Annotated in this window: 22 protein-coding genes; 11 read left to right on the top strand and 11 right to left on the bottom strand. The window is 65.1% G+C overall.

Annotated features, from left to right (window positions below; genetic code table 11):
* Positions 1-20 precede the first annotated feature (20 nt).
* Both trpE and ACZZZM_RS10260 read right to left on the bottom strand, forming a co-directional pair.
* Positions 21-1,508 (bottom strand): anthranilate synthase component I, encoded by a 1,488-nt coding sequence (gene trpE / locus ACZZZM_RS10255; RefSeq protein ID WP_463595002.1) that lies wholly within the window; start codon positions 1,506-1,508, stop codon positions 21-23.
* A 5-nt stretch (positions 1,509-1,513) separates the two neighbouring features.
* Positions 1,514-3,448 (bottom strand): peptidylprolyl isomerase, encoded by a 1,935-nt coding sequence (locus tag ACZZZM_RS10260; RefSeq protein WP_463595003.1) that lies wholly within the window; start codon positions 3,446-3,448, stop codon positions 1,514-1,516.
* 118 nt (positions 3,449-3,566) lie between these two features.
* Between ACZZZM_RS10260 and tpiA the strand changes: the two genes are divergently transcribed.
* Together tpiA and ACZZZM_RS10270 are read left to right on the top strand one after the other, a co-directional pair.
* Positions 3,567-4,313, top strand: coding sequence for a triose-phosphate isomerase (gene tpiA / locus ACZZZM_RS10265; RefSeq protein ID WP_463595004.1), 747 nt, complete (start codon positions 3,567-3,569; stop codon positions 4,311-4,313).
* A gap of 13 nt (positions 4,314-4,326) precedes the next feature.
* Positions 4,327-4,719 (top strand): GFA family protein, encoded by a 393-nt coding sequence (locus ACZZZM_RS10270; RefSeq protein WP_463595005.1) that lies wholly within the window; start codon positions 4,327-4,329, stop codon positions 4,717-4,719.
* Here ACZZZM_RS10270 and ACZZZM_RS10275 read toward each other — a convergent pair whose 3' ends face one another.
* Positions 4,720-6,114, bottom strand: coding sequence for a leucyl aminopeptidase family protein (locus tag ACZZZM_RS10275; RefSeq protein WP_463595006.1), 1,395 nt, complete (start codon positions 6,112-6,114; stop codon positions 4,720-4,722).
* A gap of 32 nt (positions 6,115-6,146) precedes the next feature.
* Positions 6,147-7,049, bottom strand: coding sequence for a hypothetical protein (locus tag ACZZZM_RS10280; protein ID WP_463595007.1), 903 nt, complete (start codon positions 7,047-7,049; stop codon positions 6,147-6,149).
* A gap of 95 nt (positions 7,050-7,144) precedes the next feature.
* On the opposite strand from ACZZZM_RS10280, the gene ACZZZM_RS10285 reads away from it, so the two are divergent.
* Positions 7,145-7,573: a hypothetical protein gene (locus ACZZZM_RS10285; protein ID WP_463595008.1), complete on the top strand. Its 429-nt coding sequence runs from the start codon at positions 7,145-7,147 to the stop codon at positions 7,571-7,573.
* Here ACZZZM_RS10285 and rimO read toward each other — a convergent pair.
* From rimO to serS, 5 genes are all read right to left on the bottom strand, one after another.
* On the bottom strand, positions 7,552-8,880 hold the full coding sequence (gene rimO, locus ACZZZM_RS10290; RefSeq protein WP_463595009.1) for a 30S ribosomal protein S12 methylthiotransferase RimO: 1,329 nt from the start codon (positions 8,878-8,880) through the stop codon (positions 7,552-7,554). The genes ACZZZM_RS10285 and rimO overlap by 22 nt on opposite strands.
* Before the next feature lie 41 nt (positions 8,881-8,921).
* Positions 8,922-9,272 carry a DMT family protein gene (locus tag ACZZZM_RS10295; RefSeq protein WP_463595010.1) on the bottom strand — a complete coding sequence of 117 codons (351 nt, stop codon included), beginning with the start codon at positions 9,270-9,272 and terminating at the stop codon, positions 8,922-8,924.
* Positions 9,272-10,279 (bottom strand): potassium channel family protein, encoded by a 1,008-nt coding sequence (locus tag ACZZZM_RS10300; RefSeq protein WP_463595011.1) that lies wholly within the window; start codon positions 10,277-10,279, stop codon positions 9,272-9,274. Before ACZZZM_RS10300 ends, ACZZZM_RS10295 begins: the two co-directional genes overlap by 1 nt.
* Positions 10,279-11,325 (bottom strand): peptidoglycan DD-metalloendopeptidase family protein, encoded by a 1,047-nt coding sequence (locus ACZZZM_RS10305; protein ID WP_463596422.1) that lies wholly within the window; start codon positions 11,323-11,325, stop codon positions 10,279-10,281. The genes ACZZZM_RS10300 and ACZZZM_RS10305 overlap by 1 nt, the downstream gene beginning before the upstream one ends.
* A gap of 63 nt (positions 11,326-11,388) precedes the next feature.
* On the bottom strand, positions 11,389-12,657 hold the full coding sequence (gene serS, locus ACZZZM_RS10310; RefSeq protein ID WP_463595012.1) for a serine--tRNA ligase: 1,269 nt from the start codon (positions 12,655-12,657) through the stop codon (positions 11,389-11,391).
* Positions 12,658-12,745: 88 nt separating this feature from the next.
* On the opposite strand from serS, the gene ACZZZM_RS10315 reads away from it, so the two are divergent.
* From ACZZZM_RS10315 to ACZZZM_RS10340, 6 genes are all read left to right on the top strand, one after another.
* The gene (locus ACZZZM_RS10315) at positions 12,746-13,258 is read left to right on the top strand and encodes a host attachment family protein (protein ID WP_463595013.1); all 513 of its coding nucleotides are present in this window, start codon (positions 12,746-12,748) and stop codon (positions 13,256-13,258) included.
* Positions 13,259-13,322: 64 nt separating this feature from the next.
* Positions 13,323-13,544: a hypothetical protein gene (locus ACZZZM_RS10320; RefSeq protein ID WP_463595014.1), complete on the top strand. Its 222-nt coding sequence runs from the start codon at positions 13,323-13,325 to the stop codon at positions 13,542-13,544.
* A 12-nt stretch (positions 13,545-13,556) separates the two neighbouring features.
* The gene (locus tag ACZZZM_RS10325) at positions 13,557-13,943 is read left to right on the top strand and encodes a hypothetical protein (protein WP_463595015.1); all 387 of its coding nucleotides are present in this window, start codon (positions 13,557-13,559) and stop codon (positions 13,941-13,943) included.
* A 9-nt stretch (positions 13,944-13,952) separates the two neighbouring features.
* Positions 13,953-14,354 carry a hypothetical protein gene (locus tag ACZZZM_RS10330; RefSeq protein ID WP_463595016.1) on the top strand — a complete coding sequence of 134 codons (402 nt, stop codon included), beginning with the start codon at positions 13,953-13,955 and terminating at the stop codon, positions 14,352-14,354.
* A 495-nt stretch (positions 14,355-14,849) separates the two neighbouring features.
* A complete protein-coding gene (gene dksA / locus ACZZZM_RS10335; protein WP_463595017.1) occupies positions 14,850-15,317 on the top strand; it encodes an RNA polymerase-binding protein DksA in 468 nt (155 codons plus the stop codon).
* A gap of 116 nt (positions 15,318-15,433) precedes the next feature.
* Complete coding sequence (locus ACZZZM_RS10340; protein WP_463595018.1) at positions 15,434-15,808, top strand: PilZ domain-containing protein; 375 nt, start codon at positions 15,434-15,436, stop codon at positions 15,806-15,808.
* A gap of 74 nt (positions 15,809-15,882) precedes the next feature.
* Here ACZZZM_RS10340 and ACZZZM_RS10345 read toward each other — a convergent pair whose 3' ends face one another.
* Positions 15,883-16,035, bottom strand: a complete 153-nt coding sequence (locus ACZZZM_RS10345; protein WP_463595019.1) for a YdcH family protein — start codon at positions 16,033-16,035, stop codon at positions 15,883-15,885.
* A gap of 133 nt (positions 16,036-16,168) precedes the next feature.
* On the opposite strand from ACZZZM_RS10345, the gene ACZZZM_RS10350 reads away from it, so the two are divergent.
* Positions 16,169-16,366: a YdcH family protein gene (locus tag ACZZZM_RS10350; protein ID WP_463595020.1), complete on the top strand. Its 198-nt coding sequence runs from the start codon at positions 16,169-16,171 to the stop codon at positions 16,364-16,366.
* 99 nt (positions 16,367-16,465) lie between these two features.
* Complete coding sequence (locus ACZZZM_RS10355) at positions 16,466-16,924, top strand: DUF1465 family protein (RefSeq protein ID WP_463595021.1); 459 nt, start codon at positions 16,466-16,468, stop codon at positions 16,922-16,924.
* Positions 16,925-17,145: 221 nt separating this feature from the next.
* Here the strand turns inward: ACZZZM_RS10355 and ACZZZM_RS10360 are convergent, their stop codons facing one another.
* The gene (locus tag ACZZZM_RS10360) at positions 17,146-18,087 is read right to left on the bottom strand and encodes an NAD(P)H-dependent flavin oxidoreductase (RefSeq protein WP_463595022.1); all 942 of its coding nucleotides are present in this window, start codon (positions 18,085-18,087) and stop codon (positions 17,146-17,148) included.
* Between the last annotated feature and the right edge of the window lie 82 nt (positions 18,088-18,169).

Raw genomic sequence — 18,169 nt, forward strand, 5'->3', positions numbered from 1 at the left:
CTGCACGAGGGAGGAAAGCTTCATCGCCCGAAGTCCGCTTCTGACGCCCGCGCCACCGCCTCCCGCGCAGCGGCGAACAGCGCGCCGGCCTTAGCCTCGCATTCGCGCTGCTCGTAAGCGGGATCGCTATCGGCGACGATGCCTGCGCCTGCCTGGACGTGCATGACGCCGTCCTTCACCAATGCGGTCCGCAGCACGATGCACGAGTCCATCGATCCGTCGGGGGAGAAATAGCCGACGCCGCCGGCATAGGGCCCGCGCGTTTCAGGCTCAAGCTCGGCGATGATCTCACAGGCGCGGACCTTGGGCGCGCCGCTGACCGTGCCGGCCGGGAAGCCCGCGAACAAGGCGTCGAGCGCATCGCTGCCGGGCTTCAACTTGCCGACCACGTTCGAGACGATGTGCATGACGTGGCTGTAGAATTCGACCGTATAGCTATCGGTCACGCGAACGCTGCCGGCTTCGGCGGCGCGGCCGACATCGTTGCGGCCGAGATCGAGCAACATCAGATGCTCGGCGCGCTCCTTGGGATCGGCGAGCAGGCTGTCGCGATTCTCGGAATCCTCGGCGGCGGTCTTGCCGCGCGGGCGCGTGCCCGCGATCGGCCGGATCGTGACTTCGCCGTCGCGTGCACGAACCAGGATCTCGGGCGAGGAGCCGGTCAGCGCGAAGCCGGGCAGATCGAGATGATAGAGGAAGGGTGAGGGGTTCACGCGTCGCAGCGCGCGGTACAGCTCGAACGGCGGCAGCTTGAAGGGCGCGGTGAAGCGCTGCGCCAGGACGACCTGAAAGATGTCGCCGGCGGCGATATATTCCTTCGCCGCCGCCACCATCCCGGCATAGCGGCCATGTCCGAGCACCGGATTGAGCGCGACGGGTTCGGGCTCGGCGCGCACCGGGGCGGGGAGCGGAGCAGTGGCAAGCCTGGCCGCGACGGCGTCGATCCGCTCGGCTGCGGCATCGGCATCGCCACCGGGCCAGACCGGCGCGACAAGGAACAACGTATCCGCCAGCCGATCGAAGATCAGGACCACTGTTGGCCGCACGAACATCATGTCGGGCACGCCGATCGGGTTTTCCGGCGGACGATCGAGCCGCTCGACCAGCCCGACGGTCTCGTAGCTGAAATAGCCGACCAGACAGGCGAGCGCGCGCGGCAGTTCGCCGGGCACGTCCATCCGGCAATCGCGCACCAGTTCGCGCAACGCCTCCAGCGCCGGTTGCGCGCAGGGGCGGAAGGCGTCGCGATTCTGTAGCCATTCTGCGTTGATCGCCGCTTCGTTGCCGGTCGCGCGGAAGACCAGGTCGGGGGCGAGCCCGATCAAGCTGTGCCGCCCGCGCACCGATCCGCCCTCGACCGATTCGAGCAGGAAGTCGCCGCGCCCGGGCTCGATCAGCTTGAGCGCCGCCGCGACGGGCGTCTCGGTGTCCGCGATCTGGCGGCGCCAGAGCAGGGCCGGGCGGCCCTCGGCGAGGGCCGCGCGGGCCGCTTCCAGCCCTTCTGTCATGAGGCTCAGCGCGCGCCGGTGCGGGCGAGATCGTCGCGCAGGCGCTTGATCGCCTCTTCATTGCGCGAGACCTTCACCGAATTCCGGATCGCCCGAATGAACTGGCGGGCATATTCCGGGCCGACTTGCGGGACGATCGCCGCCTTGGCCTGACCCATCACTGCCGGATCGTTCGCCGCGCTGTGCTCCTCGACCGCGTCGAGATAGACGACATAATAGCCCGTCTTACCCGCGGCTTCGATCAGCTTGGCCTTTTTGGGGGCCATGGCGAATGCCATCTGGATGAAGTTCTCCTTGCCCTGCGTTTCCGCGCGCTTGAAGTCGAAGGGCTTGGGCGGCGGGCCTTGCTTGACCCCGGCCTCGGCGAGTGCCTGTGCCATCGGCATGCCCTTTTCAAGCTTGGCGATCATGCCGGCAGCAGCGGCGCGCGCCTTCTTCAGCGCCTGATCAACCAGATAATCCTTGTTCACCTGGGCTCGAATGTCCGCCAGCGGCTTGGGAGCCGCAGGGATGATCCGCTCAAGCGACATCAGCGCCGCCGTGCCATCGGGCGAGAGCTGTGCGAGCTGCGGCTCGTCGCCCACTGCGGCAAAGCTGAAGCCCGCGCGCAAGATGACGGCAAGATTGGGATCGGGCTTAGCTTCGGGCTTGGTCGGATCCACGCCCTGCGCAGTGAGGGCAGGGGTGCGCTCGGCAGTCAGCTTGGCATCCCTGACTGCTTCGTCAAAGGTCTTGCCGTCGCCCAGACCATCTTCGATGCTCTGGCGCAGGTCAGCCAGCGCCTGGGCAGTCTTGCGGCTCGTGATTTCCTCGGCGATCTCGGTGCGGGCCTGATCGAGCGAGCGCGCGGCGACCTTCTCGATCTTGGTCACGCGGAACACCTGCCAGGCAGTGCCGATCTTGCTCGGACCGGTGAGCTGGCCCTGCTGCGCGGCGAAGGCCGCATTGGCGAACCCTGCCGAGACGTCGCGGGCGAGCGTCGCCTTCTCGGCGCCGTCGAACTTGCGGACTTCGAGCCCGGCCGCGCGCGCCGCGGCATCGAGTGCTCCCGACTTTGCGCCGTTGGCGATGTTGGTCGCGGTCGCCTGGTCGAGCGAGGTGACCAGCTCGATCGAGCGTTTCTCGGTCGCGGCATATTTCGCCGCGTTCTTCTTATAGGCGTCGGCGATCTCGGCTTCGGTGGCAACGCTCTGGGCGCGCAGCGCATCGGGGCGGATCGTCGCATAGCGGATCACGCGCTGCTCGGGCACCAGATAGCGGGCGCGGTTGCTGGCATAATAGGCAGTCAGCGTCTTGTCGTCGGGGTCTGCGCCCGGATCCATCGCGATCGTCGAGACCAGGCCGACAATGCCCTTGCGGCGCTCGAGCAGCAGTGAAGCATAAGGTAGCAGCACGCCATCGGGCATGGTGGGGGCGCCCAGGGCAGCGCGATTGACCAGCCAATTGCCGTATTTGTCCTTGGTCAGCCCTTCACGGAAAGCGGCTGGCGACAGACGGTTCTGCTGGAGCAGATCCTCGAAGGTCTTCTGATTAAACTTGCCGTCGAAGCCGATAAAGGCGGGGTTGCTGGCAATCTCGCCATCGACCAGCCGCTTGCTCACCTGCATGCCGGACATGTTGGCGAATTCGACCATCGCCGCGGAATTGATCATTTCGTCCAGCGCGAGATCGAGGCCTCCTTCGGCCAGGAACTGTTCCATCGTGACGGTCTGGCCCTCACGCGCGGCGCCGCGCAGGAAGCGGTCGATCCGGTCGCGCACCTCGGTGTCGGTGACCTTGGTATTGCCAACCTTCGCCAGCACCGAGCCGTTGCTAGCGCCATTGTTCTGCAGCCCGGAAAGGTCGCTTGCGGCAAAGGCGATCGCGATCACCGCGAGGAAGATGAAAACCGCGATGAGGCCGACGCGCGACTTGGTGAAGTTCCGGAAGGATTTGAGCATTGGGGGCCGTTCACTGGAGAAAGGTTTGGGCCGCTTTAGGGCGCTGCGCCGCGGCCTTCAAGGTTGCGCGGCACGCACGGTCCGTTATCGGGTGCGCAACGAAGATTTTGGGGAGAGCGTGATGCGCCGCAAGCTGGTTGCCGGGAACTGGAAGATGCACGGGCTCAAGGCCGATCTGGGCGAAGTGCGCGCAATCGCAGCGGCGATGCCCGAAAGCGTCGATGTCGCGCTTTGCGTGCCGTTCACGCTGATCGCCACGGCAGTGGATGCCGCAGGCGAGCTCCTGATCGGCGCGCAGGATGTGCACGAGGCCGAAAAGGGCGCACATACCGGATGCGTTTCGGCAGCGATGCTGATCGAAGCGGGCGCCGGGCTTACCATCGTCGGCCATTCCGAGCGGCGCGCGGACCAGCACGAGACCGATGCGCAAGTGAAGGCCAAGGCAGAGGCGGCATGGAGCGCGCGGCTGCGCGTGATCCTGTGCGTCGGCGAGACGCTCGAAGAGCGCGATGCCGGGCGCGCCGAGGAAGTCGTCACCGGACAGCTTGCGGCGTCCTTTCCCGCCGGTGCGTCAGCCGAATGGCTCGCGATTGCCTATGAGCCCGTCTGGGCGATCGGCACCGGGCGAACGCCAACCGAGGCGGACGTCGCGGCAATACACGGCGCGATCCGCGCGAAGCTTCGCGACTTGGCCGGGGGCGAGGCCGAGAGCCTTCGCATCCTCTATGGCGGATCGGTCAACGGCGCCAATGCAGCCGCTTTGCTGGCATGTCCGGATGTCGATGGCGCGCTGGTCGGCGGCGCGAGCCTGACTGCAGAGAAGTTCGTGCCGATCATCGAGGCTGCGGCTTCACTGGCGCGCTAAACGAGGAGGCCAGATGCGGATAGCGGCATGCTCATGCGGTGCAGCAAAGGTCGCATGCGAGGGCGAGCCGGTGCGCGTCTCGGTCTGCCACTGCCTCGCCTGCAAGCGGCGCAGCGGCAGCGCCTTTGCAGTGCAGGCCCGCTGGCCGGAGGTGCAAGTGACGCTGACCGGCGAGACGCGCGAATGGCAGCTCACCGGCGATGAAGGCGGCATCGCGACCTTTCGCTTCTGCCCGACCTGTGGCGCGACGAGCTATTACACGCTCGATTCCATGCCCGGTTTGATCGCCGTGCCGCTCGGCACGTTCGCCGATCCGGGCTTCACGCCCTATCCCTGGGTATCGGTCTATGAGGAGCGCAAATGCCCCTGGCTCGAGATCACGGGCGAGATCGAGCGCCGGGACTGACTATTTCCCGTAGCGATCCTTCAGCACCTTCCACGTCGCACGCAGGCTGACCGCTTCGGCGCCCTTGGGACGGCCGGGCTTGGGCGAGCCATTCCAGCAGAAGATGTCGAAATGCGCCCATTGCGCGTTCTCGGGAGCGAATTCCTTTAGGAACAATGCCGCGGTGATCGCGCCGCCGAACGGGCCCTCGGCGGCGTTGACCATGTCCGCCACGTCGGATTTGAGCAGGTCCTTGTAGGGATCGTATAGCGGCATGCGCCACATCGGATCGGCTTCGGTCTCCGCCGCGGTCATCAGTTCGGAGGCGAGCGTGTCGTCATTGGCGAACAATGCCTGAAGGTCGGCACCCAGCGCCACGCGGGCCGCGCCGGTGAGCGTTGCGAAGTCGAAGACCAGTTCGGGATTGCCCTCGGCAGCCTTGGTCAGCGCATCGCCCAGAATCAGCCGGCCCTCGGCGTCGGTGTTGCTGTTCTCGACCGTGATCCCCTTGCGCGAGATCATCACGTCGCCGGGCCGCGTCGCCTCGCCGTTGATCGAATTCTCGACGGCGGGGACGAGCATATGCAGGCGGACGGGCAGGCGGTTCTGCATGATGAGCTCGGCCAGCGCCAGCGCGTGCGCTGCGCCGCCCATGTCCTTCTTCATCAGCCGCATGCCGGCGGCGGGCTTGATGTCGAGGCCGCCGGTATCGAAGCACACGCCCTTGCCGATGATCGCGATGCGCGGATGCTCGGGATTGCCCCATTCGATCTCGATGAGGCGCGGCTCGCGGCCCTTGCCGGCAGCCTTGCCGACCGCCCAGAGCATGCCATAGCCCTTCTCGACCTCGGCGCCTTTGGCCACGGTCAGCGTCGCGCCATAGGCCTTTGCAAGCTCGGCGGCGCCGGCTTCGAGATCGGCGGGACCCATATCGTTGGCGCCAGTATTGATCCGATCGCGCAGCTTGTACGCAACCGCCGCCATGCGGACCGCCTCTTCCATCTTCACAGGATCGCTGCTCAGCAGAATCCGGTCGCCGGCAGGCTTTGCCGGCTTTTTCTTGTAGCGGTCGAACCTGTATTGCGCGGCGAGCCAGCCATAGCCAGCCTTGCCGGGGTCCTGCCCTTCGGCGCGGTAAATGCCTTCGGGCAGGGTCTCGGCGAGCTTGGCCAGGCACCACGGGCCGAGCTTCTCGGCATTGGCGACTACGGTGACCACCGACCAGTCCTCGGGCCCGTCACCGGGAAGGATCGCGCTGGAATAGGCTTTGGGCGCCAGCTTCTGCGCCTGGGCCGCCGTGCGATGACGCGGCGGCTGGGCCGCGAGCCAAGTATCGAAGCCCTTGGCATCGATGATGTGAATGGAGCGGGCGGTCTGGCCCTTGTCGGGCTGAATCGGCGTGGCGGGATCGGGCATGGGCGTGATCTAGGGATGCAGGGCGCCAAGGGCTAGCCCGCGGCGCGGATTTTCGGCGCGCATGCCTTCAGCGCATGATCGATCATGTACATCAGCCGGTCGCGCATTTCCGCCAACCCTTCGGGGGAAAGCCCGCGGTCCAGCGTCTCGAAGTTGAGATAGTCGATCCGCCGGAGCACCGCATAATTGGATAGCGAGCCGTCGCTGGTCACGACGCGTTCCTGCACCACGTTGAAATCGAGCGCCACGAGCTGGTCGCGGCAATATGCGGTGCTCGGGGGCTGGCCGGTGCGATAGGTAGTGAAGGCGACGCTGTCGTCATCGTCCCATGGCCAGGTCTTCGCTTGGGACGGGCTGGGGGTCAGCATATCGTCGCAAAACCGGATCGAAATCACCCCGCGGCCGGCCGGATCGGATTGGTTGCAAGTAGATTCGCCTGAATTGAAGCCCGGCGAATTGGTGTGGAGCGCGATGATCGGCGTGCCGCTTCCGGCGAGCACCGTGCGTGCGTAGAAGGGCAAGGCGTCATCGAAATTGCGATTGGGATCGATCGGGCGGCCATAATCGACAGCACGGTTCATCCGCACGCCGTCCGATCCGGGCTGCACGCCCGAATCGACCGCGACGATCGTCCCTCCATATTTGCGGATCGCTGCGAACGCGGCTTCGAAGCCGCCATTCTCATTGTCATGGGGCACGAACCAGAGCGGCCCCTTGCGCGCGCTTTCGATGCGCCAGAGCCGCCACTGCGCGCGTTCGTCGCGAAACTCGATGCGGCTGGCCTTCAGGCCTTTCCACTCGGCCGGATCGCGATGGCGGGCAAAATCGTCGTCCTGCACGGTAAGCGGATCGACCGGAGTGATTGTGGCAGTGGGTTCGCTGGAGCCCGAGAGCGAGAGCCAGGCCGTGACGGCGAGCAGGGCGCTGCGAAGCATCGCGCGACCCTATGCCGCACACGCGTGCAAGTCACTTGCCCCATAGCTCAGCGCCATACCGCTGCAAACACACGGCCTGTGCGCTATAAAGCCTCATGGATTGGCGTTGGCAGAACGGAAGCTGGATCGCGCGGGGCGAATTGCCCGGCGATTTTTACGATCTCGCGGTGACCGGCGGGGACGGGTGGGGCGACGAGCCGCCCGCGGAGGCGGCCGCGCGGCTGGCGCAAGCGGATCCGGCCATTCTGTTACCCGTTGCAGTCGATGCGGTGTGCGAGGCCAGGCAGGCAGCGCTGGGCTGGAAGGCAGGGCCCCCGCTTGCGGATTGGTCTCTGGTCGAAATCCGAGTGACCGAAGCCGGCGCCCTGTGGCTGACGATCCACGAATATGAGACCGACGAATATTCGCTGTGGATGGTGCAGTTCGACGCTGACGACCGGCCCGGAGCGGTGCGCCGGCGGCCCTGGGTGCCGGTTGACGGCGAACCGACCGAGGCGGGAGCTCAGCTCAGCGGCACACCGTAAAGGTCGTGTTCGTCGGCATCTTCGATCTCGACGTTCAGGATATCGCCCTGCTTGAGATGCGCGGCATCGCGGAGATGGACTTCGCCGTCGATCTCGGGGGCATCGGCCTGTGAGCGGCCGGTGGCGCCCTCGCCCTCGACAGCGTCGATGATCACCTCGAGCGTGCGGCCGATCTTGGCTTGGAGCTTGGCCGCCGAGATCGTAGCGGTCTTCTCCATGACGCGGGCGTAGCGCTCTTCCTTGAGCTCTTCCGGCACCTGGCCTTCGAATGCATTGGCCTGCGCGCCCTCGACGGGCTCGAACCGGAACGCGCCGACGCGGTCGAGCTGGGCTTCGTCGAGCCAGTCGAGCAGATATTGGAAATCCTCCTCGGTTTCGCCAGGGAAACCGACCACGAACGAGCTGCGGATGGTGATGTCCGGGCAGATCGCGCGCCAGTTCTTGAGCCGCTCGAGCACCTTTGCCTCATTCGCCGGGCGCTTCATCATCCGCAGCACCTTGGGGCTGGCGTGCTGGAAGGGGATATCGAGGTATGGCAGCACCAGACCCTCGGCCATCAGCGGGATGACCTGGTCGACGTGCGGATAAGGATAGACATAGTGCAGCCGCACCCAGGGCGCGATCTTGCCGAGCTCCCGGGCGAGATCGGTCATGTGGGGAATGACTTCCTGCCCCTTCCACATGCGGGGTTCCTTGCGGATATCGACGCCGTACGCCGAAGTATCCTGGCTGATCACCAGAAGCTCCTTGGTGCCGGCTTCTACCAGCTTCTCGGCCTCGCGCAGGATCGCGTCGGGGCGGCGGCTGACAAGGTCGCCGCGGATCGAGGGGATGATGCAGAAGGCGCAGCGATGGTTGCAGCCCTCGGAGATCTTGAGATAGCTGTAATGCCGCGGGGTGAGCTTGAGGCCGCTTTCCGGCACGAGGTTCAGGAAAGCGTTGGCGGGCATCGGCGCCGCTTCGTGGACTGCGCCGACGACTTCCTCATATTGGTGCGCGCCGGTGATGGCGAGGACGTTGGGAAAGCGCGCGCGGATCACTTCGGCTTCCTTGCCGAAGCAGCCGGTGACGATGACGCGGCCATTCTCCGCAATCGCCTCGCCGATCGCTTCGAGCGATTCTTCCTTGGCGGAATCGAGAAAGCCGCAGGTGTTTACCAGCACAACATCCGCGCCCGCATAATCGGGGGACATCGCATAGCCGTCGCTGCGCAGCTTGGTCAGGATCCGCTCGGAGTCGACAAGGTTCTTCGGACAGCCGAGCGAGACCATGCCCACGCGAGGGGCTTCAGGAAGTTTGGTTGCCATGATTGGGGGCGCACATAGGCTTTTTTGGCGAAAAAGCTAGGTCAGGCGATCACCGGAGCCCGGAACACGAACCAAGCGCCCGCCGCGATCAGCGCGAACCCGATCAGATGGTTCACCGTAATCTTCTGGCCGAGATACAGGATCGAGAACCCCGCGAAGACCGTGAGCGTCACGACTTCCTGGATCGCCTTCAATTGCGCCGCGGAATAAACGCCGCTGCCCCAACGATTGGCGGGCACGGCGAGCATATATTCGGGAAGCGCGATCAGCCAGCTTACCAGGATCACCAGCAACAGCGGCGCCGTCTTGTATTTGAGATGGCCGTACCAAGCGAAAGTCATGAAGACATTCGAGGCGATCAGAAGCGCGATCGGTATGACGCGTTCGAGCATCAGGCAGTGACGATCTCTACGATCAGGTCCCCGGCCTTGAGCGCGGCGGCCTCGGGCTCCTTGTGCCCGTGGGGCTTGCCGTCGCGGTAGATGCGCACACCCAGCCCGGTCTGGATCGCCGAGAGCGGCTTGCCGATCTCCTCCGGCGAAACCGAGCGCTCGGCGAGCTCGACCTGGCCGTGGTAGGAAGCGAGGTCCATCAAATATTCGGAAAGATGCGGCCCCTTGCACGAGCTCGCCAAGAGCAGCCCCGAAAAGCTCACCGGATTGACCACGGTGGTGGCGCCGGCAGCGCGCGCGGGAACTTCGTTATCCTCGTTGCGGACGGTAACGCTGATCGGCAGCGCGGGCGCCAGATGCCGCGCGGTGAGGGTGATCAGAATCGATGTGTCGTCGCGCCCTGCGGTGACGATCATCGATTCGGCGCGCTCGATCTTGACGTCCTTGAGCACCTGATCGCGCGTGGCATCGGCATGCAGAACGATGCAGCCGCAATTGCGCGCGCGGGCGAGATTGTCCTCATCGGCGTCGATCACGACGATATTGCCGGGGCTGGTGCCGCGCGCGATCAGTTCATCGACGGTTTCTGAGCCGGTATTGCCATAGCCCGCGACAACGATGTGGCCGTTCAGGTTTCGCTGGATCGCTGCCATGCGCCATTTATCCCAGGTTCGCTTGAGGACGAAATTATACGCGGTGCCGAGGAACAGCAGCACCACGAAGATGCGGATCGGCGTAACCACGAACGCATCGAACATGCGCGCGGCGGTGCTCACCGGCACGATATCGCCATAGCCGGTGGTGGTCACCGAGATCGACGTGAAATAGAGGATGTCGAGGAATGAGACGCTGCCGTCGGCCGTGTCCTTCAGTCCGTCGCGCTCGATCCAGTGGACGCCGACCGCGAGCGCGAGCAGCGCCAGTACGGCAAGCACGCGCCAGCCGATCTCGGCCCAGACAGGCAGGCTCGATTTGCGCTTGAGAGTGGCCGGGGGAAGTTTTGCCATCAGCGCGGGGGCAGGCGCGGGACGGGATCGACGGCGTTGCGGCCCTGACGCATCTCGAAATGCAGCATTGGGCGATCGGCAAAGCCGGAATTGCCGGAAAGCGCGATGGTCTGGCCGCGCTTCACCGATTGGCCGCGCTGCACCAGTAACTGCCCGGCATGGCCATAGACCGTGGTGAAGCTGCTGCCATGGCTGAGGATGACAAGGCCGCCCAATGCCGGGATATCGCTGCCGACATAGGCGACGACGCCGTCGGCCGACGCCAGAACCGGCGTGTTGAGCGGCACCGCGATCTTCACGCCGTCATTGCGCTCGCCCGATGCGCCGGGGCCGAAGCGTTTGACGACATTGCCGGAGACCGGCCAGCGGAACTGGCCGCTGAGGCGGGCAGGGACCGCGATCGGCTTGGTCGCGGGCAGCACGCGCGCGGACGAGGCAATGGGACGGGCCGGCTTTTCGCCTTCGCGTGTGGCGGGGCTGCTGCCGGTCAGGATATCGTCGATATCGAGGTGGAAGCGTGCCGCGCGCTCCTCAATGGTCTCGGGGCCGGTGGTCGGGATCAGCAGCCGCTGGCCGGTGCGCAGCACATAAGGCTCTTCGAGATAATTGGCGGAGATCACGCGCGACCAATCGACGCCATAAGCGCGGGCGATGGCGATGCCGGTCTCGCCTTCGCGAACGGCATGATACCGCCCCCCGGGGATCGTCAGGCGCTGGCCGGGAAAGATCGTGTAGGGCTGGGCCAGATTGTTCGCGCGGGCGATCGCCTCCGAACCCGCGCCGGTCTTTACCGAGATAGCGCGAAGCGAGTCGCCTGAGCGGACCAGATAAATGCTCGCTTGGATCTGGCGGGCGTCGGGGGTTACCGGGCGTGCTTCCCAGGCAGGGCGCGGCGCGGGCAGGGCAGAAACGTTCTGATCGACCGAACGGCGCTCATAGCGCTCCTGTTGCGGTGCAGGCGCATCGTAGCGTGGTTCGCGATAGCCACCGGAGGGCTGGGGAATGCAGCCGCCAAGCGCCAGCCCGCCGAGTGCTGCGGCCCCCATGCGCTTCAAGGCTTCCCCTTCCATGCGCTAACCATATCGCGCTTTCCGCGCGGCGCCAGCGGGCTATGACTCAAATCGGTCGAGCCCGCCGAGATAAGGCTTGAGCGCTTCCGGCACCGCGACCGAGCCGTTTTCCTGCTGATAGTTTTCGATCACCGCGACGAGCGTGCGGCCGACCGCGAGGCCCGAGCCGTTCAGCGTATGGACGAAGCGCGTGCCCTTTTCACCTTCGGGGCGGTAGCGTGCATTCATGCGGCGGGCCTGGAAATCGGTGCAGGTCGAGACGCTCGAGATTTCGCGGAAACGCGCCTGGCCCGGCAGCCACACTTCGAGATCGTAGGTGCGAGCCGCCGAGAAACCCATATCGCCGGTGCACAGCTTCATCCGGCGGAAAGCGAGGCCGAGCTTGGTCAGTATGCCTTCGGCGCAGGCGGTCATCCGCTCATGTTCGGCTTCGGACGTATCCGGCGTCGTAATCGAGACCATCTCGACCTTTTCAAACTGGTGCTGGCGGATATAGCCGCGCGTGTCGCGCCCGGCCGAGCCGGCTTCGGAGCGGAAGCAGGGCGTCAGCGCCGTGAAGCGCAGCGGAAGCTCCGCCTCGGAGAGGATTTTCTCGCGCACGCTGTTGGTGAGGCTGACTTCGGACGTCGGGATCAGCCAGCGGCCGTCGGTAGTCTGGAAGCTGTCTTCCGCGAACTTCGGCAGCTGACCGGTGCCGAACATCACTTCGTCGCGCACCATCAGCGGGACGACGGCTTCCTCGAAGCCATGTTCGCGCGTGAGCGTATCGAGCATGAACTGGCCCAGTGCGCGGTGCAGCCGGGCGGCGCTGCCGCGAAGGAAAGTGAAGCGCGACCCTGCGAGCACCGCGCCGGTTTCGAAGTCCAGGCCAAGCGCCGGCCCGATCGCGTCATGCTCCTTCGCATCGAAGCCGAAGGTGGGCGGCGTGCCGCGCTCATGGACCAGCGCATTGTCCTCCTCGTCGGCGCCCTTCGGAACGTCGCCGAGCGGGAGATTGGGGATCGCCGCCAGCGCCGTATTCAGTTCTGCGCCGAGTGCCTTCTCCTCGGCGTCGATCGCCGGCATGCGTTCCTTGAGCTCGGCGACTTCGGCCATCAGATCGGTCGGGTCGTCGCGGCGTGCCTTGGCGGCGCCGATCGCCTTCGAGGCCTCGTTGCGGCGTGCCTGCACGGTCTGCGCCTCGGTCATCAGCGCGCGGCGGCGCTCGTCCAGCGCGAGCAGCTCCGCCGATCGCGGCTCCAGCCCACGCTTCGCCAGGCCGGCGTCGAATGCTGCAGGGTTTTCGCGGATGAAGCGGATGTCGTGCATGGCGGGCGTATGGCTGGAGGCGGTGAACCGCGCAACCCTGCCGCACGCCCGGCGTTGACGGTCCACAACCGAAACGAGGAGATTCGCAATGCAGGTTCCGCACAACGCCTTTGTGGTGGTCGCCGACGGGCGCAAGATGCTGTTCCTGAGGAACGAAGGGGATGCGGAATATCCGAACCTTCAGGTCGAGAAGAAGCTGGTCCATCCCAATCCGAAGGACTCGGATCAGAAGACCGATCTCGCCGGCCAGTCGTCCTCGACTCAGTCCGGCCCCGGCGCGCCGCCGGTCGCGCAGAACGGATCGATGCATGCGATGGGCGGCGGTGCCCAGTTCGCGCAATCGGGCGGAACGATGGGCGAAGCGGACTATCACCAGCTAGAGGAGGACAAGTTTGCCGCAGAGACGGCCGAGCTTCTCAAGAAGCGCGCGCTCGCCAACGATTTCGAATCGCTGATCATCATCGCGCCGCCCAAGACGCTGGGCGAGCTGCGCAAGCACTATCACAAGGAAGTCGAGAGCAGGCTCGCAGGCGAGATCGACAAGGATCTGACGGGGCACACCGTGCCGCAGATCGAAGAGGCGCTGGCCCGGGCGGAGTAACCGCCCGAGCCAGGGACTGAATCAGGCGTCCGTAATTTCCGACGCCTTTTTCTTGGCGAAGCGCTTGCGTGCGACCAAGGCCGCGGCCGCGCCGCCGAAGAGGAGGATCATCGGCGGAGCGGGAACCGGCGCGGGGCCGCCCGAACCGCCATTGCCACCGCCGCAACCGCGGCCGCAGCCCGATCCGCCATGGCTGCTCGAGCCGTGCCCGTTCGAGCTCCAGCCGCTGCTGTTGCTCCAGCCGCTCGAACCATGGCTCGACGAACCCTTGCTGCTGCTGCCGTAGCTGCTCGACGACGTGCTCGATGAGTTCGAGGACGAAGTGGAGCTGGAGCCGCTGGTCGAGCTCGAATTGGACGACGAGGTCGAAGACGAGATGCCGCTCGACGTGGAGGTCGATGAGCCGCCGGTCGAGGTACTGGTGGAGGAACCACCCGTCGAGGTGGACGAGCCGCCCGTCGAGGTCGAGGTTGAAACATCGCCGCTGCTGCCGCCGCTCGAAGTCGAGGACGAAGAGCCGCCGGTCGACGACGAAACGTCGCCGCTGCTGCCGCCCGTCGATGACGTGCTGCTGACGCTGCCGCTCGACGTGGACGAGGAAACGCCGCTCGAAGTCGACACGCCCGACGAAGTCGAGACGCCGCCGGTGCTGGTCGAGACCGTTCCGCTGGAAGTCGATACCTGACCGCTCGACGTGCTGGTCGACGAGATTTCGATATTGATGCCGCTGCTGGACGAGCCGCTGCCGCTACCACTGCCGCTTCCGCTGCCCGAGCTGCCGAAGAAGCCGCCCGCGAAGAAGCCGCCCATGAACCCGCCGCCGCTCGATCCGCCGATCACGCCCGAGGAGCTGCTCGATCCGCTCGCGCTCGACGAGACGACCGGGAACTGGTTGCTCGAAAGGGGCGGGGGCAGCGGGATCGGTGCGCCCTGCGGCGTCATGATGACCTGGGCCGCGCCCTGGCTGGTCGTGGTCGTCACCGTGCGGCGAACGACTCGCTGTGCCGGCCGGCGCACGACGCGGCGGACGACGCGCTTCTTGACGACGGTCTGCTGCTTGACGACGCGAGGTTTGGACACGCGCTCGGTGACGTAAACGCCGCCGCCGCCGATCATCGCCCCGCCGCAGGCGCAGGCGCAGAGTTTGGCTAGAGCCATGCGAACCGACATTGTTGTCCCACTCTTTTACGTTGCTGGCGTGGCCGCTCCCCACGGGATCGTCAGCAGCTATCCACGCCGTCAATGCCTCAAAAGTGCAAAACAAACTGTTAAGTGCAAGCGAGCTAACGGTTGTTTACCGTCTTCTTGTCGGTTTTTTCGAAGTCAGGTTGGTCGGGCGATGGTTAATGTACTGTTACGGTACAGGCGCAGGCTTTAGTTGTTAACGACTTGTAAACGAGCCCGGTTAACGCGCCGCCGCTCCAGCGGCCGGTTCAGCCCCGCGTAATTTCCCCCTATCTAAAGGAGTATAGGCGTAAGATTGATACAATAGCGCGCTTGTTAACGGCCTCATGCGAAAGTATAGGGCACCCGGGCAAAGGGCAGTCGTCGGCGGCTTCGCCACCGGGCGACTGGTGTGGAGAGTATGGGGATGGCTACAGTTTTCGAAAGCTACGGCGAACCGGGTAAACAATTCCCGCCGCCTGCGAATGACGGCGGCGAGGGATATCGCCCGCATAGCGACGAGCCTTTCATGGGGCCGCGCCAACTCGAATATTTCCGCGAGAAGTTGCTGGCCTGGAAGGACGCAATCTATCGCGAGTCGGCCGGCACCCTCAATCAGCTCCAGGCCGATTCGCTGCGCGAAGCCGATCTCACCGACCGCGCATCGAGCGAAACCGATTGGTCGATCGAATTGCGCACCCGCGATCGTCAGCGCAAGCTGATCGCCAAGATCGACGCCGCGCTGCGCCGCATCGACGAAGGCGAATATGGCTATTGCGAAGTCACCGGCGAGCCGATCTCGCTCGGACGGCTTGAGGCGCGGCCGATCGCGACGATGACGGTCGAGGCGCAGGAACGCCACGAGCGCAACGAGAAGATCAGCCGCGAGGAATAGGAAATCGGGCGCGCGCCGCCTGCTGATTTCGCCGGCGGCGCGTCCGAATTAACGGTTTCGACAGGGATTGCTGCTCTATTCGCGCGTAACCGAAATTACGCGTTGAGCTGAGCCCGATGGAACAGTTTTCCTATGACCCCCTGATGGCGCTTTCGGCCGAGGACTTTACCGGCCAGCGTGCCGGCGCGCGCGACAGCCTGATGCTGAGCGCCAATTTCCGAATCGAAGGACGGCCGGATCAGCAGGTGCGCGTGCGCAATCTGTCATCCGGCGGCATGATGGCTGAATATCCGGCACCGATCGAGCGCGGCACCATCGTGCAGCTCGAGGTTCGCGGGATCGGCTGGATTTCCGGCCGCATCGCCTGGGCGACTGACGGCCGCGTCGGCGTGGCGTTCGATAGCGAGATCGATCCGCTGCTCGCGCGCAAGCCTGTGGGCAAGGGCACGCATACGCCGGGATTCGTGAAGCCGATAATTTCGCGCCGCTGATCGGGCGCTGCGGGGCTTGGCCCCGTGCGGGGTGCGGCGCGCGCCACACCCCCTCTTTCGGAGCGGCCGCTTGGCTAGCGGCGCATCTCTTCCTTGATACGAAGCTTCTGCTTCTTGAGGTCAGCGAGAATCATCTGATCGGGCATGGGCCTCTGCGTTTCCGCGGAGATTCGCTGGTCGAGCACATTGTGCTTTGCCGATAGTGCCGAGAGATGGCTGTTCTGCATGGCAGTCTCCTTCGTTGACTGGGACGAAGAGTAAAACACCGATTTGGCCCCTTGTCTCTCACCTTTGTGTGCGCAATCGACAAGGTGCGGAAAAGGCGCGATGGTCCGTTGAATCAGGGAGCTGCGGGGCGGAATGGACGATAGCGAGATCCGGAACAGAGTGTTGTTGCTGCGCTCCGAGCACCGCGATTTGGATATGGCGATCGACGCATTGCGGGAAACCGGCTCGGCGGATCAGCTCCAGCTCGCCCGCTTGAAGAAGCGCAAGCTACTCCTGCGCGACGAGATCCAGTCGCTAGAAGATCAGTTGATCCCCGATATCATCGCCTGAGGGTCCCCGGCGGTTAACCGGTTGGCTTCCCGCAACGGGACGCGGACCGTGTGAAATTAAGCATTTTGTTACCATGTCCCCTGTGGCAGCTTCCCGAATATGGGGCAGGAGGAAACATCGCGGATCCACCGCAAGCTGATCGACTCGCTTTATGTCGAGGCGATGCTGCTGGCGGATGAAGCGCGCGGCTATTTCGATGAACTGGGGCGCCACGAGCGCGAGACGCTGGAGGCGCTCAATCGCGTCGCCTTCTCATGCGAATCGCTCAAGGTGACGACCCGGCTGATGCACATCATCGCCTGGCTGCTTACGCAGCGCGCAGTGGATGCCGGCGAGCTTTCGGCAGGCGAGGCCCGCGCGCCTTCGCGCCGGCTGGGCGATGCGCCCGAGACCGAAGAGCAATTGCTGCGCGCCATGCCGGCACAGGCCGTCGCGATCATCCTGACCAGCATCGAACTCTATCGCCGCGTGGCGCGGCTCGACGATTCGCTCGACGTCCCGGTGATCGTACACAGCCCGGCTCGCAGCATGATGGACCGGCTCGCCGCCGCGTTCTGAACTTCCCTCCCGCTAGCCGGGAGGGCAGGGGAGGGCCTGCTCGCTTTGGGGGGAGCTGAGCGGCCCTCTTCGCTTTCAGTTTGCAGCCGTCGGCCTGGGCTGGTTCGGCGCCTCTTCGTTTGAGCCAGCAAATCCCCGCGGAAGCGGGGAGCCAAGACAACTCAGTGACCGCTTCTTGGCTTGGGTCCCCGCTTTCGCGGGGATGGACGAAAGGGCTCAGTTCAGCAAATCCCGGCTTTCGCTGCAGCGTATTCCGCCTTCAACCGCTCGATCTTGACCCCCGCGGGCTCGACCGCGGTCACGGCGCCGATGCCTTGGCCCGAGCCCCAGATTTCCTTCCACGCCTTGGCGCCGCCGAAATTCATCGCGCTGGGATCGCTTTCGGGAAGGTTTTCGGGATCGAGCCCGGCGGCGATCACCGAGCTGCGCAGGTAATTGCCATGCACCCCGGTGAAAAGGCTAGAATAGACGATGTCCGCCGCCCGGCCCTCGACAATGCCCTGCTTATAGGCCGGGACCGCATTCGCCTCGTCGGTGGCAATGAAGGGCGAGCCGATATAAGCGAGATCCGCGCCGAGCACCTGCGCTGCGAGTACCGCGCGGCCGGTGGCGATGGCGCCTGACAGGATCACCGGCCCGTCGAACCATTCGCGGACTTCCTGGACGAAGGGGAAGGGGTTTAGCCGCCCAGCATGGCCGCCTGCGCCAGTCGCGACGAGGATCAGCCCGTCGGCGCCCTTTTCGACTGCCTTGTGCGCAAAACGATCGTCGATGACGTCGTGGAGGGTGATGCCGCCCCAGCTATGCACGGCATCGTTAAGTTCCGGCCGCGCGCCGAGCGAGGTGATGACGATCGGCACATTCCACTTGGCGCAGGTGTGGAGGTCGGCCTCCAGGCGGTCGTTCGAGCGGTGAACGATCTGGTTGACCGCATAAGGCGCCGAAGGGCTCTCAGGATGATCGCGATCCCAGGCGGCGAGCTCTTCCGTGATCCGGTGGAGCCATTCGTCGAGCTGGGCCTGGGGCCGGGCATTCAAGGCCGGAAACGAGCCGACGATTCCCGCCTTGCACTCGGCGATCACGAGATCGGGCACCGAGATAATGAAAAGCGGCGAACCGATGACCGGCAGCGCGAGGCGATCGAAGAGCGGAGGAAGAGCCATGCCGGATTGATAGCGTAACGAGGAGGGCTGTCTAGGCTGACGCCCCGGACGCTACGGCAGGGCGGGGGGTGGCCTGGCGGTT

The organism is Sphingomonas sp. AC522, from assembly GCF_979258125.1.

Coding starts and splice junctions, on each gene's coding strand:
- trpE (WP_463595002.1), bottom strand. CDS start 1,508: ATGACAGAAGGGCTGGAAGCGGCCCGCGCGGCCCTCGCCGAGGGCCGC.
- ACZZZM_RS10260 (WP_463595003.1), bottom strand. CDS start 3,448: ATGCTCAAATCCTTCCGGAACTTCACCAAGTCGCGCGTCGGCCTCATC.
- ACZZZM_RS10270 (WP_463595005.1), top strand. CDS start 4,327: ATGCGGATAGCGGCATGCTCATGCGGTGCAGCAAAGGTCGCATGCGAG.
- ACZZZM_RS10275 (WP_463595006.1), bottom strand. CDS start 6,114: ATGCCCGATCCCGCCACGCCGATTCAGCCCGACAAGGGCCAGACCGCC.
- ACZZZM_RS10280 (WP_463595007.1), bottom strand. CDS start 7,049: ATGCTTCGCAGCGCCCTGCTCGCCGTCACGGCCTGGCTCTCGCTCTCG.
- ACZZZM_RS10285 (WP_463595008.1), top strand. CDS start 7,145: ATGGATTGGCGTTGGCAGAACGGAAGCTGGATCGCGCGGGGCGAATTG.
- rimO (WP_463595009.1), bottom strand. CDS start 8,880: ATGGCAACCAAACTTCCTGAAGCCCCTCGCGTGGGCATGGTCTCGCTC.
- ACZZZM_RS10295 (WP_463595010.1), bottom strand. CDS start 9,272: ATGCTCGAACGCGTCATACCGATCGCGCTTCTGATCGCCTCGAATGTC.
- ACZZZM_RS10300 (WP_463595011.1), bottom strand. CDS start 10,279: ATGGCAAAACTTCCCCCGGCCACTCTCAAGCGCAAATCGAGCCTGCCT.
- ACZZZM_RS10305 (WP_463596422.1), bottom strand. CDS start 11,325: ATGGGGGCCGCAGCACTCGGCGGGCTGGCGCTTGGCGGCTGCATTCCC.
- serS (WP_463595012.1), bottom strand. CDS start 12,657: ATGCACGACATCCGCTTCATCCGCGAAAACCCTGCAGCATTCGACGCC.
- ACZZZM_RS10315 (WP_463595013.1), top strand. CDS start 12,746: ATGCAGGTTCCGCACAACGCCTTTGTGGTGGTCGCCGACGGGCGCAAG.
- dksA (WP_463595017.1), top strand. CDS start 14,850: ATGGCTACAGTTTTCGAAAGCTACGGCGAACCGGGTAAACAATTCCCG.
- ACZZZM_RS10340 (WP_463595018.1), top strand. CDS start 15,434: ATGGAACAGTTTTCCTATGACCCCCTGATGGCGCTTTCGGCCGAGGAC.
- ACZZZM_RS10345 (WP_463595019.1), bottom strand. CDS start 16,035: ATGCAGAACAGCCATCTCTCGGCACTATCGGCAAAGCACAATGTGCTC.
- ACZZZM_RS10350 (WP_463595020.1), top strand. CDS start 16,169: ATGGACGATAGCGAGATCCGGAACAGAGTGTTGTTGCTGCGCTCCGAG.
- ACZZZM_RS10355 (WP_463595021.1), top strand. CDS start 16,466: ATGGGGCAGGAGGAAACATCGCGGATCCACCGCAAGCTGATCGACTCG.
- ACZZZM_RS10360 (WP_463595022.1), bottom strand. CDS start 18,087: ATGGCTCTTCCTCCGCTCTTCGATCGCCTCGCGCTGCCGGTCATCGGT.